This is a genomic window from Arthrobacter glycogeni, from assembly GCF_054510815.1.
Genome location: NZ_JBTNDV010000006.1, coordinates 12,363 through 27,895 on the forward strand (window position 1 = coordinate 12,363; position 15,533 = coordinate 27,895).

The window sequence follows — 15,533 nt, forward strand, 5'->3', positions numbered from 1 at the left end:
CGGGGCCGCTTTCGTCGACTTACTGGGAGCGTGTCATGGGCCGGTGGTGAAGTTCCATGTCGTAGTGAGCAACGGATTGCCCACGATGTCGCGCAGTGCCGTGGTGCTGCCGGTCAGGGTGACTCGGTAGCTGGTGTTGGCTGTCAGGGTTGCCGATGGGTTGAGCGTGGCGACACGGGTAGTGGTGTTGTAGGACACTACAGCTGTGACGGCTGCTCCGGCTGAGGTCCGAAGGGCAACGGTGGCGCCGCTGACTCCAGTGACGGCCTCACTGAATGTTGCGGTGATGTTACCGGTCCTGCTCACTGCCGTTGCGTTGATGCCCGGAGTCCTTCCTGTCACCGTTGGAGCGGGACCGGTGGTGAACGACCAGCTCTGGGTGGCCAGGGGATTTCCTGCAGCGTCCCGGATAGCGGTGGCTCCTCCGGTGAGGGTCGCCGTGTAGCGCGTGTCCGAAGCCAGAGTAGCCGTGGGATTGAGCGTCGCGACGCGGGTCGTGGCGTTGTAGGACACTGTCGCGGCGACGGTTGTCCCCGCAGCATTCCGGAGCGCAAACGTCGTTCCACTGATTCCTGCGACTGACTCGCTCAGCGTGGCAGTGATGTTTCCCGTCGTGCTCACTGCCGTTGCGTTGATGCCCGGTGTCCGTCCTGTCACCGACGGGGCGGGACCGGTGGTGAACGCCCAGCTCTGGGTGGCCAGGGGATTGCCGGCAGCATCCCGGATGCCGGTGGCTCCGCCGGTCAGAGCAACGGTATAGCGCGTGTCCGACACCAGGGTTGCCGTGGGATCCAGGGTTGCGACGCGGGTGGTGGCGTTGTAGGACACCGTGGCGGCGGTTACTGTTCCGGCGGCGTTTCTCAGGGCGAAGGTTGTCCCGCTGACGCCTTGGACGGCCTCACTAAAGGTCGCCGTAACATTCCCTGAAGTACTGACGCCGGTGGCGCCGGTGAGAGGGCTGCGGGAGGTGGCGGTTGGGGCGGTGGTGTCGGGCGCGGCTCCGGTGGTGAAGGACCAGGACGTGGTGGCCAAAGGATTGTTGGCGGTGTCTCGGATGCTGGTTGTGCTTCCGGTCAGGGTAGCCGTGTAATTGGTGTTCGCTGCCAGGGTCGCCGTGGGATCCAGGGTCGCGACCCGGGTGGTGGCGTTGTAGGACACCGTGGCGGCGGTTGCTGTTCCGGCGGCGTTTCTCAGGGTGAAGGTTGTCCCGCTGACGCCTTGGACGGCTTCGCTGAAGGTCGCCGTCATGTTCCCTGTGGTGCTGACGCCGGTGGCGCCGGTAAGGGGGCTGCGGGAGGTGACGGTCGGGAGGGTTGTGTCAGTAGTGATGAAGGCCCACGTGCTGCCAGCGAATTGGTTTCCGGAAAGGTCCGCGATGGTGTTCTTGAGTGAGACGGTGTAGCGGGTGCTGCCCGCCAGAGGGTTGGTGGGATCCAGGACCGCCTGGTTGGTGGCGGTGTCGAAGGTAACGGTCGACGGCACGATGGCGCCCGCAGGATCCTGAAGGATGAACGTTGATGCATCAACGTTTCTGACCGGTTCGGAGAATCTGACGGAGATCGTGTTGAGCATGGGGACCCCGCTGGCGTTACTTGAAGGCGATTGCGCGCTGAGGGTTGGTGCAATGGTGTCAGCCGGGCCAATGGTCCAGGTCCGGGTGGCCTGGGTTCCGACGTTACCCGCGGGATCGGTGGCGCGGACGTTGAAAGTGTAAGTCCCGTTGAGCTGTGGGTCGTAGCTCTTTGGTGAGGCACAGGTTGGATCCCAGTCGGGGTTGCTTGGCACCAGCTGGCATTCGAAGCTGACACTTGGCTCCGGGGACGTGAAGTTCACGGTTGGGGTGGTGTCGGCGGTCGGGTTGGACGGGAAAGGCGCCACAATAGCGACGGGCGGAGCGACCGTGTCCAATTTGAAGGTGAGCGTTCCCGAGATGAGATATTGGGGAATCGTGGGATCAACCGGTTCACCCGTTGCTGGGTCCACTGTGTATTCGGGATTGGGTGTTCGGGCCTGGACCCTGTGGGTACCGGATGTGAGGGCTGTGTCCAGGAGAACCGAGTATGCGCCAGCGGTGGTGGTGGTCGTTGCAGCTGGAGCCGTGGCGCCATCCACTAGCAACTCCACCGTCGCTTCGCTGACGCCGACGCCCGGTACGGTTCCGGTGAGGGTCGGCCTGGTCACATTGGTGATGTTGTCTGTGCCTGATTTTCCACTGTCGCTCGCCGGCGCGAGGTCGGGGGTCGAAGGGGCGGCGTCGGCACCGTTGAAGATCAGGCCTTGGACGGTGAAGGTGTTGACGGTAAGGGTGTTGACGCCGGGACCGCCGGCGTCCGGGCCGTCCACCCGCACGAAGTTGTTTCCGGTCGGTGCACCGGTGACGGCGCGTGCTGTGTTGATGTCGCCAAGCGTTCCTGGCGCTGCGCCAACTTGCTTCAGGAAGGTCGATGTCGTGCTGTCTGAGTTGTCGCCCAGGAAGGCTTGCCCGACGCTGGCCCAATCGCAGGGCTGCTGGGGTGTGGGTGCGCAGACTCCGGCGTCAATGGTTTGCTTGATGCGTCCGGCCGTTGCCACCTTCGGGTCTTGCTCGGCGACGAACGTGTTGACACCGTAGGGGTGCGTAATGGTGTAGCTGGCGCCTGGCTGGAGGTCCTCGACGATGAACCGAAGCCGGCCGAAGCCCATCTGCTCGCCAGCCGTTACGACACCGTTCAGGTGGGCACCTTCCAGTGCCGCTTCGTAGAGCCCAAGCTTTCCGCCGGATGCCCCTGCGTTGAACCAGAACGCTTCTTCCGGAAAATTATCGGGGTAGGACGCCGGGGAGTTTGGGTCCGGCGGTTCAGCCAGGCAACCAGCTCCGGCCATGTAGCACAGCTGAAGTTTGACGTTGCCGTCTGAATACCAGGTGGGAAATCCATTCTGGGGGTCGACCGGGCTCATGCCCGCCGTCGCAGCCAACGCAGGCACGGCAGCCAAAGGGGCCATGGATGCGGCCAGCAGGGAGGCAACAGTCACGGTGGCGAACCGGCGCAGGAAAGTCTTCCGACGGCCCTGCCCTGCACCTCGGTGCAGACCGGGTTCATCCCCAGTATTCCCTGTCTGCCAACCCCGAGCGGTTTTGCTGTTCACTGCCGACATGATGATTCCCCTTACTGGTTCCGGTGCTCCCGGCTACGCCGTGAAGTCACTGCAGGCTGCCATTAGTTCTGGCGCCTCCAATGTTGACGAACCAACCATGGGAAAACCTTGCCCGGGACCATCAATTCGGGGCCATGCGGGCGGGACGCACCGCCCGCATAATTACCACTAAATGGCCTCACGCCGAAACACAGTGACCCTCAGTGAACGAGGAAGCGCGGCTCCGGTGAGGTCGGCATCCGATTCTCGTCCTGACACCACTGGATGACTTGTCCTCCACCCAGGAGACTTACCCACTTAATACATGTCGCCGTCCGGCAGCACCTGCGGGCAGGTAACCATTAGGTATGGATACCGTGAGGACATTTCAAAAGCTTGGCGGCATAGCATGCCGGAGGGAACCTTCCCGTGCCGGGCTCGGTAGGGTCAATTTCCGGGCCGCACTGCTTGTAGCGCCGCGCGAACTGATGGCGGCTCTGGCCGGAAAACGCAATGACTGGCAGCGAAATGTAACCCGGGGAGTAATCCGGATCATCGATCCGCGCACGCAATCCATCATCGAGGCGGTCGCCCGTCGCCGCCACCGGGGGCACACAACGGCACACTGGCTCCGTGACCTAAATGTGACAAAACCTCATAGCGATAGGTACAGTAGACGGCACGCTCTGTTCCGTTCAACTCAGCGTCCTCCCGACAGATTGCCTAATTCTGCCGCTGCCGCGAGGTCCGTTCGCATACATCCGGCAGAAGCGGGGGAACCAGTAGTGGTCGTCGTAAGACGGCCTAGGGGTAAAGGTGCGGTATCGCACCCGGGTGGCTCCCATCCGAATCCGACAGCTAACTTCGCAGGCACTGGGAGAGGCAACATCATCATGTCCAAGAACCGTTATATCGCGCGCCACCGTGCAACCCCGCCAAGCGCCATGCAGACCGTATCCAAGGCAGTCAGCTCACATGCCGGCTCCATCGGCCGTCCGGCAGCGGTTGTCGTCGCCGCATCAGGTCTGATGTTGAGCGCCGGGCTGCCAGCTAACGCTGCAGGCGAAGTCGACGTCCAGGCCGCGCCGGCATCTGTCGCCCAGGCCTCCAGCGCACCAGCCCCCGGAGCCTCCACTCACACGGTTCAGCCCGGAGATACTCTCGGCAGCATTGCCGGCACCTACGGCGTCAGCGTTGAGTCGATTTTCGCCGCCAACGGGCTCGGCTGGGACTCGGTCATCTTCCCAGGCGACGTCATCTCGCTGACCGGCAACACTGGCCAGTCAAGCCAGTTAGCACCAGTAGCAGCACCGGCGCCAGCTTCAGCAGCAGCGCCAGCCCCGGCGATCCAGGTAGCTGCACCGGCGGCCCCCGCTGAGACCAGCACGCTGGGTATCACCACCGCCTCGGAGGACATCCAGCCAATCGGTGCGGCGTCCACCGGCGGACAGGTATCGAGCGCAGGTATCGCCGGAACGGCCCAGTCAATGATCGGCGCACCGTACGTCTACGGTGGCACCAGCTCAACCGCTGGCTGGGACTGCTCAGGCTTCGTGCAGTGGGTCTACGCCCAGCACGGCATCGATCTGCCCCGCACCAGCCAGGCACAGATGGGTGCGCTGACCCCCACCAGCAACCCTCAGCCAGGTGACCTCGTCGTCCAGAACGGCGGCGGACACATCGGCATCTATATCGGTGACGGCCAGATGGTCAGCGCACTGAACCCAAGCCAGGGAACCCTGGTCCACGCGGTCAGCGCTATGCCACTGGTTGGGTACTACACGCTCTAAACCTTCCATACCGTCGCGGCGGTCTGGAGAAGTACCATGAAGGCGCCACCGGAAACATCCGGTGGCGCCTTTGTGCTTCGTCTGTGAATCGGTCACCCGTGGTTAAATGACACCAGTTCGTACGGCACTCTCGACGTCACTTGCGCATGCGAAATCTTCTTGCTGCTCTTGTCATAGGGTCACGCTTGCTCCGTCGGAGAGACTCGCTGCGTCGTACCAGCGAAGAACCCGCAATGCCCTAAGGGTGTTCCACCGACTCGATGTACCATCGGGTTCTTCGAATCGAAAGTGGACCGCCCCGGGGTGAGGGTTTTCCAGCAGCCAATGTCCATTTGACTGACGCTTGGTACGAACTTGATCGACTGCCTCAACCAGCCTCGGATCGGCCGGTCCGCCGCGGAGAGCGAAGTAGCTCGTCGCTTTGAGCAGGTCGTAGTGCCAGCGTGGAGGGTAAGAGAACTGGAGCCATCGAGGGTTCACTACCTCGCCTGTGCGCAACGACCGGAACAGACCGCGTCGAAGCAGAAATTCCTCGCCCCCGTGGCGAGCCCGCCTGACCTCGTCGGATCCACCGGTGCGTCGCTCCCACCTCAGTAAAGCGTCAATTACGTCAAGAGTACTGGCGAACGATCCCGGCGCCGAACGCGACTCGGCCCAGCAGTTCCAGCCTCCGTCAGGCAGTTGGTCGGCCACGAGCCGCTTGACCACCGGATCGATGTTGATGCCAAGGTAGGTACCGATCAGGACAACGCCGGCGTTGATGCAGCAGTCGACTTCCCCGGCGAAGAAAGGCAACCCGTCATACTCCCACCGGCAGTTGCGGTCGACCAACTGTGCCGTCTCTAGCATCACCGCACTGTCCGGCGGTACGCCAAGTGGCACAGATCGAGCAGCACGGGGTAGGTAGCGATCCATGGTTGCTCAGGGTGCTCACCTGGCGTCTCGGTCTGGTCTGTGGTGGGCGACGGGAACGGCGGCGGTGGCTTGCCGGCAGCCAAGGCCCGCGCGGTACTCTCGGCGAACGCAGCGGTATTAGGAAAGCATGCCCCGTCCGCCCATTGTCCGTCGGGCGCCCGCAGCGCGAGCAGCCTAGCGCCCCACCCTTCGTGCTCCACCCTCGCCCGCACAGCTACCACCTCATCCCGCAGGGCGTCGAGGAGGTCGCGTAGCACCTGCCAACGGATCGCTGGATCGCCCTGCAGCAGCCACCGCACCACCGGGTCGTCCACAGCCATCGGCGGCGTCCGAGGAACGTAGGGAACGTACTTCTTCAGCGAAGTCTCCACTGTCGCACTGTAATTGAAGGCAATGGCGCAGTAAAGAGGCATAGGGATCGGATATCCACCCCCACGCCAGAATGGTCTCGTCCCGCGCCAGCGTGGACGATAGCCGCGGCTCTGCCTTCGTGCTTTCCGGTCAGACGGCTCACCGGTAGGGTGAATCAATGACACAGGCGGCTGGCGACGGTGCAGGAGCAAACAACGGCGTGCGGCGGGGAATTACCGAGCCCGCCCACCAGGGTGACGAGTCGACCACCACCCTGGGCTTCCTCCAACGTCAACGCGATCTGGTCGCCTGGAAGGTCGGGGACGTCGACGACGACGCCCTACGCTCCGTCGCGACCCCCACCGGGCTCACCCCGCACGGCCTGGTACGTCATCTCGAGAATGTTGAACGGTCCTGGCTAAGGGACGTCTTCGCGGGGGAGCAAGGTCTTACCTACGACTGGTCCGACGCCGATCCGGACGGCGAATTCCACGTCGCCCCCGATATTTCGATGCAGCGGCTCCTTCAGGACTATTCAGCCGAATCGGGCCGCTGCGACGCCGTCGTCCGGGCCGCCCCTTCGTTGGATGCAAGGTCCTCCCGCGACGACTACACACTCCGGTGGATCCTGCAGCACCTGATCGAGGAGACTGCACGCCACCTCGGCCACCTTGATGTATTGCGGGAACAAGCGGACGGCGCAGTCGGTGAAGAGCCAATGATCAGGGACTAACGAGCCAGGGAACAACGAGCCAGTGACTAACGAGCCCGGAATTATCGGGCCAGACATGAGCAAACCGCGGACCGACGAGCCAGACATCAATAAACCAGGAATCTGACGGGGAGGCGCCAGCTAGCCCTGGTAGTGCCGGGCGAGCCGGGCCAAACCCTCATCGATCGACACGGCCGGCGTCCACGCCAGCAACTCTCGGGTCCGGCGCTGATCAAACCAGTGGGCGGTGGACAGCTGTTCGGCAAGGAACCGGGTCATCGGTGGTTCGCTCTCAAGGCCGCGCCGCTGCCACACCAGCTCCACCAACGATCCAGCCACCCGCGCCGCCCGACCCGGAACCGTCCAACGCGGCGGCTGCACCCCGCCAGCCCGGCAGATCCCCGCAATCAGCTCGCCGATGGGCCGCGGCTCACCGTTGGTGACCACCACCGCCTGCCCCGCCAACCGGTCCATGCCGTAAAGCGCTGCGGCTATCGCTGCTGCGGCATTGTCTACATAGGTGGTATCCACCAGGGCCGTCCCGCCATCCAGCAACGGTAGACGCCCCGCACGGGCACGCTCAATCACTCGCTCCACCAACTGGGTATCCCCAGGACCCCACACGATGTGGGGTCGGACAGCTGCAACCCGGAAATCCTCGCTGTCGGCCGCCAGGGCGAGCAGTTCGGCCCTTCCCTTGGTCTGGGCGTAATGACCCCGCACCAAGCCCGGCGTCGCGCTCGTGGCACTTTGTCCGACCAGCGCCGCTCCGACATGCGCCACGGACGGGGAGGAAATGAGGACGAAGTCCCGGATCCCGGCGGATCTAGCAGCGGAGAGCAGCAGCCGGGTCCCCTCCACATTGACTGTTTCGAAATCCGCTGCAGCACCGGCAAATGACACCTTGGCCGCGAGATGTACCACCGCATCCATGCCCCGCACCGCCCGCCGGATCGCCTCCGGATCGGTAACCGATCCCAGCCAATCATCGACGCCGGCCAACCCCGACGGCCGACGCTGAAACGTCCGTAGCTCATGCCCCTGGGATCGGAGTAGATCCGCTGTCACCCTGCCCAGCATCCCGCTGGCACCGGTGACGAGAACCCTCACAGCGAGCCGATCTTCCCGCCGGCGAGCACCCTAGCCGCCCATGCGGCGACCCGGGTCCTGTCGATTTTCGCGTTGTGCCGGATGTCCGTTGGCAGCAACGGAACAGCCAGCACCGCCGACAGCTCAACTCCGGCGGACTGTGCTGCCGTGCGCGCACCGGTGGCAAGGGACTCCGGCGCCAGCCCTGACGTGGTGGCCGGCGGCACAGTCTCGACGACGGCGACTACCACCTGCGTACCGGCCGGCCCAACACCGACCACCGCCGCCAGCCCGACGGCGTCGACCGTTTCGAGCGCCTGCTCAACCCCCACCGGGGTGACAACGCCGGTTGGCGCGGTGATGATGTGGGGGAGCCTGCCCTCGACCCAGAGCTTGCCGTCACAGTCGAAATGGCCCACGTCTCCGGTCCGGTGCCAGCCGCCCGTCCGTGAGCTATCACTCTGGGTGATCCACAACCGGTGATAGCGCTCTTTCACATGTGGGGCGCTGATCAGAATCTCGCCGGTGACCCCGGCATCGGTGGTCGGGTCGCCGTCGGCGGTACCCGCCTGGTTGAGGGGACTGACGGTGATCTGCGCACCCGAGACGGCTCTGCCGACGCAGACCCCGTTCCCCGCGCCGATCACCCTCCCGGCTGCCGCATCGGCTTCGGCCGAAAGGATCATCCCGAGGTCGATGTCGGTGACGGGCAACGCTTCGGTCATCCCGTAGGGCGTGTGCAGCGACGCCTTGGGAAGGACGCCAAACAGTTCGGTCAGCAACCGTGACGGCACGGGAGCCCCTGCCGACAGCAGCAGTGACACGCCGGCCAGTGCGTCTCGATGAGCGGCAGTCAGCTCGCTCCGGGTGGCGAGAATGTTCCTGAGCGCCGCTGGGGACGCAAACACTGCGGTGGCGCTGATCGCGGCGACGGCGTCGGCAAGGGCCGCCGCGGACAGGGTCTTCGGTTTGGTGACGTCCATGTCGGGAGTGATCGACGTCGTTCCCAGTGCCGGACCGAGCAGCGCGAACGGAGCGAAACCGGCTACCAGCCCAGCGCCGGGGCGGATACCAAAGGTTTGGGCGACGGTATCCCGCATCGCGGCCAACCGTCGATGCGTGTATACGACGCCCTTCGCGGGCCCGGTCGAACCGGAGGTGAAGAGGATGGCGGCGTCAGCGTCGGGATCGAATGCGTCGGGGTCGAATGCGTCGGGATCCAGCTCGTCAGCAGCGGAAGCCCCGGTTGTGCCAGAAGCAGCAGGAGCCCCAGCCCCGCTGACACGGAGCTCCGCGAGCGAGTACTCCACCCCCAGGACCCTCCGCTTGGCTGCTGGCATCGCGGCCACACTGATACGGCGTCCCGGCCAACCGAACAGTTTCGCAGCGGTCAACGCCAGGTCAATGCCGATGAGGAAGTCGGGAACCGTGCCCCGGACCGCTTTGCTCAGTCCCTTTCGACCCAGGCCGGCATCGGCGACGATGATCACCGCCCCAATCCGCAGGCAGGCGTACAGCAGCACGGTGAGCTCAACCCCCGGCGGCACCATGAGACTGATTCGGCTACCCCGGCTGACACCAATGCTCCGTAGCGCGGTCGCAAGGGACTGCACCTCATCCTCGAGCCCCCGCCAGGACAGCGACCGGCCGATGCGGCCGTCGGAGCCCATGTCGGCAACCGCCAACTGGTCCGCGTCGGGCCCCTGTGCACGCTGAATCAGTTCGTGTTCAAGTGGGGTGAACGACGACGACGGACCGGCCTCAGGAGCCAGCGCCGCAGTGCCACCCAGCCATCCGAACAATGGCGTCGCGATATCCCGATCCTCGCCCACCAGATGGCCAGCACCCTCAAACCGGTGAATGTCGGCGTGCGGCAGGCGTGCTGCGAGGTCGTTGAGGTAGGTGTCGGAGAAAATCGGATCTTCGGGGCCCCACAGCATCAACGCGGGCACATCGAGGGTCCGAATGCCTTCAGCGATGCTCCGAAGCGCCGGATAGCTGGGATGCGACGGGTCGGCAGGGATGTCAGCAACAAAATCCGCGATGCCCTGACGCCGGGCGGCACCACGGTACGGCAGCAGAAACGCTTTCCGCACCTCTTGGGGCAGCGACGGACGGGCCAGGGCGTGCGTAACGTCAAGAAAGGCCGTCGTGTCCTTGGTGCCCCACCGGTGAACCAGCGGGTGCAGTGCCAGTCGAAGCGCAGCGGGAATCTGCCGGTCGGGATCCTGGTGGATCGCCGTGTTCGTGAGCACGACTCCGGACACCAGGTCCCTGCGCCGGTCGGCGAAGCCGAGACTGACCACACCGCCCCAATCGTGACCCACTGTGATGACCGGTGTGGTGAGTCCCATCGAATCGACGAAGTCAACCAGGTCAGTCACGCGGTCAGCGAGCCTGCGGAACCGTCCGGTCCGTTCGGAAAGCCCCATGTTCAGCTGGTCGACGGCGATCACCCGCCACCCGTGTTCAACACCCGCGGCGAGGACGGTCCTCCACAGGTAGGACCAGGTGGGGTTGCCGTGCACACACAGCAGAGTCCCGCGGGCTGGCCTGGTCAGCTCAGACCCATTATCTAGATAATGCCAGCTATTGGTGGTTCCCGCAGGGTCTATTGCGGCGGTGGAAGGGACGTCTCGGTAGGCCGGCCACGACGGGTCGACGCCGGGAAGTGCTACCACGCAATCTCCAGCATTGCGGTATTCAGCCCTGAACCAACGCCCATGCAGAGCACCCGGTCGCCCGACGTGAGCGTCTGCGCCTCGGCTGCGAGGGTCATTGGCAGGGAAGCAGGACCAACATTGCCCCATTTCTGGAAGGTCATCGGCACCCGGGAAGGATCAAGATCAATCGCCTCGACGATGGCGTTCGTGTGGGTGCTGCTCACCTGATGGGTGATGTAGCGGTCCATCGACGTCCAGTCCCACTCCTGTTGTGCTTCTTTCCAGGCGTCGACGACCAGCTCGAGGCCGCCGTCGAGCAATCCCTGAGCATCTGTATACATGCCGTCCATGCCGCCGATGCACAGTTCGTGGTGCTCGGTTCCAGCACGTGCCACTCCACCCAACACACGGTGGGCGCCCGGGTGGGCGTCGGCTGGCCCCAGCACTGCGGCGGCTGCCCCCGATCCGAGGGTGAGGGTGGCGAACTCCTGCAGAAAGCTGGCCCTGGTGGCGTCCGGCTGGTTGAGTCGGCGCAGCGTAGCCTCCTGGGTGGCCTGGGAATCTTCACCATTGACCACCATCGCGTACTGGATCTGCCCGGCCTCGATCATGTTCGCGGCCAGGGTGATGCCGTTGACGAACCCGAGGCAGGCGTTGGCGACGTCGAAGTTCATCGCCGATGACGGCAGCCCCAGCCCGTTGTGGATCTTCACGGCAACCGATGGTTCAAGGTTGGTGCGCGTGACCGAGGTGTTGATCAGGAGGCCGATCTGTGAGGCACCAATGCCCGAGGAAGCGAGGGCTTTCGCGCCCGCCTCGATGGCGGCGTCGTCAAACCGGGTGCCCGGAGCCCACCACCGGCGTTCAGTGATGCCAGCAACCCGCTGAAGCAGTCCGCTGGAGAGTCGGAGGCGCTTGAGCGCCGGTGCCAGAACACGGTCGAACTCGTTGGAGGTGACGATGACCGGAGCCTCAACGCTTTCCACGCCAAGCAGCGCTGTGTTGTGGTGTCGGAAGTTGAAATTGCCGGTCAAATTTCCTGCCTTGTCGACTGGTCAGTGCGCCTCGGTAACCTGCGCTGGATGGCCTCTGGGGCACGTGGACGCAAAAACGAATCTGACGATTCGTTATAAAGCCTACTTCCTTTCTCTTTCTCCAGCCCGCGGTGACGCCTAATTACGCGGTGCGTGAACCCACGCAATGCTGCTGAACAGAGCCTCAACGCAGTAGATTAGGGGAAAACCCATCACCTTCTGGAGACCTAAGAGATCCCGTGCATCTGAAAAGTCTAACCGTGCGCGGCTTCAAGTCCTTCGCGTCCGCGACGACGTTCGACTTCGAGCCGGGTGTCACCGCTGTGGTGGGACCCAACGGATCAGGTAAATCCAATGTGGTGGACGCCCTGGCGTGGGTGATGGGCGAGCAGGGTGCCAAAACGCTCCGCGGCGGCAAGATGGAGGACGTCATCTTCGCCGGAACGTCGGGCCGGGCGCCCCTCGGCAGAGCCCAGGTTTCGCTGACCATCGACAACGCCGACGGCGCCCTCCCAATCGAGTACGCCGAAGTGACCATTTCCCGGACCCTGTTCCGCACCGGTGGCTCGGAGTACGCGATCAACGGCAGCACCTGCCGGCTCCTTGACATTCAGGAGCTGCTCTCGGATTCCGGGCTCGGTCGGGAAATGCACGTGATCGTCGGGCAGGGCCAGCTGGACAAGGTGCTGCACGCCACCCCCGAGGACCGCCGCGGGTTCATCGAGGAGGCAGCAGGAATCCTCAAGCACCGGCGACGCCGCGAAAAGACCGTGCGGAAACTTGACGCCATGCAGGCGAATCTCACCCGCCTGACCGACCTGACCGGTGAAATTCGCCGTCAGCTCACCCCGCTGGGAAAACAGGCCGACGTCGCCCGCCGTGCCAAGACCGTCCAGTTCGATGTCAGGGACGCCCGGGCACGGCTTATGGCCGACGACCTGATGCAGCTGATGAATTCCTTCGAGCGCGACGTGGCCGACGAGACTGCCCTGAAGGAACGCCGCGCCGACGTCGAGAAACTCCTCGCCGCCGGACGGTCCCGGCAGGCCGACCTTGAACGGTTCGCCGCCGAGGCAACCCCCCAACTCAACGCAGCCCGCGACACGTGGTACCAGCTCGCCAACACCCGCGAACGGTTCAGGTCGCTGGGCAGCCTCGCTGAGGAGCGTCGGCGGCTCCTTGGGGAGAGCGCCGACGACGACGGCGCCCCCCGGGCCGGCGGCAGGACCCCCGACGAGCTGGACCAGCAGGCGGCCCGCGCCCGTTCTGAGGAAGCTGCGCTGCGGGACCACGTTGAGGAACGCAGCGAAGCGCTCGAGACGGCTGTCGAACTGCGCGGCGACGCCGAGGAGGCCGCGGCGGTCGAGGATCACCGGCTCACCGCGGTGCTTCGCGCTGCGGCGGACCGGCGCGAGGGACTGGCCAAGCTCACCGGCCAGGTGGGCGCCGCTCGGTCACGGGTGGAGTCGGCCGGGGCCGAACTGGGCCGGCTTCGTGCCTCGGTGGCCGACGTCAACGTGCGCCGGACCGCCGCCCAGCAGGAGTTCACCGCCCTGGAGGTGCAGGTCGCAGGCGCCGAGGAGGGCGAAGAGAACCTCGACGAACAGTACGAAACTGCCAGCCGCGCCCTGGAGGCTGTCCAGGCGGAACTGGAGGACCTGACCCGGCAGGAGCGCGCCGCCGACAGGGAACGGGACTCCCTGCAGGCGCGCCGGGATGCGTTGCAGACCGGGCTGCGACGCAGGGACGCCAGCCAGGCTGTGCTCGACGCCGGCCTGCACGGGGTGCTCACCGCGGTCACCGACCTGATTACTGTGCAGCCGGGGTATGAGACGGCCATCGCGGCCGCTCTCGGTCCGGCAGCCGACGCCGTCGCCGTCGAGAATTTTGAGGCGGCCCGGCGCGTGCTGCTTCGGGTCCTGGACGACGGGGCCGGCCAGGTCACGCTGCTCGTCGCCGGGGGAGGACACGCCGGGGGAGAACTGGCTGGGGGAGAACTGCGGAAGCAGATAGGGGAAACGGCGACACAAGTACCTGCAGGACCTGTGCCGGCTGCCAGCCTGGTCCGTTGCGACAGCCGGCTGGCTGGCGTCGTCACCGGGTTGCTCGCCGACCGTGTGGTGGTTGAGGGACTCGCTGAGGCATTTGCCCTGGTGGCGTCGCAGCCACGCGTGACGGCCGTGACCCGGGATGGCCAGGTGATCACTGTCGCGTCAGTGCGGGGTGGCTCTGCCGGTGAGCCGGGGGTCCTGGAAGTGCAGGCGGCGGTTGAGGAAACCACCGGGCGGCTGGACGCCGCGGCCAACCGGATGGAACGCGCCAGATTTGAGATTGCTGCCGCTACAGCCAGGGTGCACGACGCCCAGACGACGGCCAACGACGCGCTAGAACAACTCCACGACTCGGATGCCCGGCTCGCGGCGGTCGCCGAAAAGCTGGGTCAGCTGGGTTCGGTGGTGCGGTCGGCGGCAGGCGAGACTGAACGGTTGACCCGACTGGCCGACGCTGCCGCCGCCAACCTCGCCGCCGAGCAGGAACGGCTGCACGAGGTGACCGGGCGGCTTTCCGCCGCCCAGGACGCCCCGGCGGACAGCGAACCCTCCACCGAGCACCGTGACCTGCTGGCCCTCGGGGCAGCCCAGTCGCGGCAGGTCGAGATGGAAGCCCGGCTGTCACTGCGGAGCGCCGAGGAGCAACTCCGGTCCATCAGCAACCGTGCATTGTCCCTCGAACGGGCAGCGGTCGCCGAACGACAGGCACGCGTCGAGGCTGCCGAGCGGGCGAGAGTCCGCCGCCTGCAGGCGAAGCGGGCAGCCGCCGTCGGGCAGGCGGTCACCAGTGCACTCGCCTACCTCAACGTGTCAGTGGACCGGGCGGCTCACCTCCGGGATGCAGCCGAGGACCGGCGGGCGCAGTGGGACGCCGAACTGGCCGAGGTCCGCACCGGCAACGACAGGCTGCTCGCCGAACTGGCCGCGCTGACCGACTCGGTGCATCGCGACGAACTGGCGCGCGCCCAGCAGCGGGCCCGGATCGAAACGCTGGCGAATCGCTCGATCGATGAGCTCGGATTCACGTCGGACCATCTGATCGCCGAGTACGGTCCCGATGTGCCGGTCCCGGTTCCCGCAGCGGCCGCCGACAAGTGGGCTGAGCTCCGGGCGCCGGTGGACGACGCCGGTAATCCGGTGCCCACCGGGACGCCCTACGTGCGGGAGATCCAGAAGAAGCGGTTGAAGCGTGCAGAGAAGGACCTCGCGTCGCTGGGCCGGGTCAATCCGCTGGCGCTCGAGGAGTTCGCTGCCCTTGAGGAGCGCCACCAGTTCCTGAGCACCCAGCTGGAGGACCTCAAAGCGACCCGCAAGGACCTGCTGGACATCATCCGGGAGGTCGACGAACGGGTGGAGCAGGTCTTCACCGCCGCGTACCAGGATACCGCTGTCCAGTTTGAGCGTGTGTTTGGCAGGCTGTTCCCGGGAGGGGAGGGCAGGCTGGTCCTGACCGACCCGGACAATATGCTCACCACCGGGATCGAGGTGGAGGCACGCCCGGCGGGGAAAAGGATCAAGCGCCTCTCGCTGTTATCGGGGGGTGAGCGCTCGCTGACCGCCGTCGCGCTCCTCGTCGCGATCTTCAAGGCCCGGCCGTCGCCGTTCTATGTGATGGACGAGGTGGAGGCGGCACTCGATGACACCAACCTGGGCCGGCTGATCACCATCTTCGAGGAGCTCCGTCAATCCAGCCAGCTCATCATCATCACCCACCAGAAACGGACGATGGAGGTGGCAGACGCGCTGTACGGGGTGACGATGAGGGGCGACGGCGTTTCCACGGTGATCAGCCAGCGGCTGGTGGACGCGTAGGC

At 65.3% G+C, this 15,533-nt stretch carries 9 protein-coding genes and 1 riboswitch; of the genes, 3 read left to right on the plus strand and 6 right to left on the minus strand.

Annotated elements, in window-relative coordinates; genetic code table 11:
• Positions 1-33: 33 nt before the first annotated feature.
• Positions 34-3,126, minus strand: a complete 3,093-nt coding sequence (locus ACX80G_RS07955) for an Ig-like domain-containing protein (protein ID WP_459307046.1) — start codon at positions 3,124-3,126, stop codon at positions 34-36.
• 714 nt (positions 3,127-3,840) lie between these two features.
• Positions 3,841-4,001, plus strand: a riboswitch (cyclic di-AMP (ydaO/yuaA leader).
• A 6-nt stretch (positions 4,002-4,007) separates the two neighbouring features.
• On the opposite strand from ACX80G_RS07955, the gene ACX80G_RS07960 reads away from it, so the two are divergent.
• Positions 4,008-4,904: a C40 family peptidase gene (locus ACX80G_RS07960; RefSeq protein ID WP_459307048.1), complete on the plus strand. Its 897-nt coding sequence runs from the start codon at positions 4,008-4,010 to the stop codon at positions 4,902-4,904.
• 171 nt (positions 4,905-5,075) lie between these two features.
• Here ACX80G_RS07960 and ACX80G_RS07965 read toward each other — a convergent pair whose 3' ends face one another.
• Both ACX80G_RS07965 and ACX80G_RS07970 read right to left on the minus strand, forming a co-directional pair.
• Positions 5,076-5,753 (minus strand): hypothetical protein, encoded by a 678-nt coding sequence (locus tag ACX80G_RS07965; RefSeq protein WP_459307050.1) that lies wholly within the window; start codon positions 5,751-5,753, stop codon positions 5,076-5,078.
• Entirely contained in the window at positions 5,753-6,190 is a 438-nt protein-coding gene (locus ACX80G_RS07970; protein WP_459307052.1) for a hypothetical protein, read from the minus strand. Before ACX80G_RS07970 ends, ACX80G_RS07965 begins: the two co-directional genes overlap by 1 nt.
• Before the next feature lie 158 nt (positions 6,191-6,348).
• Here ACX80G_RS07970 and ACX80G_RS07975 point away from each other — a divergent pair, with 158 nt between their 5' ends.
• Positions 6,349-6,903, plus strand: coding sequence for a DinB family protein (locus tag ACX80G_RS07975; protein ID WP_459307054.1), 555 nt, complete (start codon positions 6,349-6,351; stop codon positions 6,901-6,903).
• A gap of 120 nt (positions 6,904-7,023) precedes the next feature.
• On the opposite strand, the gene ACX80G_RS07980 is transcribed toward ACX80G_RS07975, so the two are convergent.
• From ACX80G_RS07980 to ACX80G_RS07990, 3 genes are read right to left on the minus strand one after another with little or no spacing between them, the layout of a single operon-like run.
• Positions 7,024-7,992, minus strand: coding sequence for an NAD-dependent epimerase/dehydratase family protein (locus tag ACX80G_RS07980; protein ID WP_459307056.1), 969 nt, complete (start codon positions 7,990-7,992; stop codon positions 7,024-7,026).
• Positions 7,989-10,652 (minus strand): alpha/beta fold hydrolase, encoded by a 2,664-nt coding sequence (locus ACX80G_RS07985; protein ID WP_459307058.1) that lies wholly within the window; start codon positions 10,650-10,652, stop codon positions 7,989-7,991. The genes ACX80G_RS07980 and ACX80G_RS07985 overlap by 4 nt, the downstream gene beginning before the upstream one ends.
• Complete coding sequence (locus ACX80G_RS07990) at positions 10,646-11,668, minus strand: 3-oxoacyl-ACP synthase III (RefSeq protein ID WP_459307060.1); 1,023 nt, start codon at positions 11,666-11,668, stop codon at positions 10,646-10,648. The genes ACX80G_RS07985 and ACX80G_RS07990 overlap by 7 nt, the downstream gene beginning before the upstream one ends.
• Positions 11,669-11,907: 239 nt before the next feature.
• Here ACX80G_RS07990 and smc point away from each other — a divergent pair, with 239 nt between their 5' ends.
• Positions 11,908-15,531: a chromosome segregation protein SMC gene (gene smc, locus ACX80G_RS07995; RefSeq protein ID WP_459307062.1), complete on the plus strand. Its 3,624-nt coding sequence runs from the start codon at positions 11,908-11,910 to the stop codon at positions 15,529-15,531.
• The last annotated feature ends 2 nt before the right edge of the window (positions 15,532-15,533 follow it).

Bases quoted from the DNA above. Each gene is read 5' to 3' on its own strand.
- ACX80G_RS07965 (WP_459307050.1), bottom strand. From the start codon at position 5,753: ATGCTAGAGACGGCACAGTTGGTCGACCGCAACTGCCGGTGGGAGTAT.
- ACX80G_RS07975 (WP_459307054.1), top strand. From the start codon at position 6,349: ATGACACAGGCGGCTGGCGACGGTGCAGGAGCAAACAACGGCGTGCGG.
- ACX80G_RS07960 (WP_459307048.1), top strand. From the start codon at position 4,008: ATGTCCAAGAACCGTTATATCGCGCGCCACCGTGCAACCCCGCCAAGC.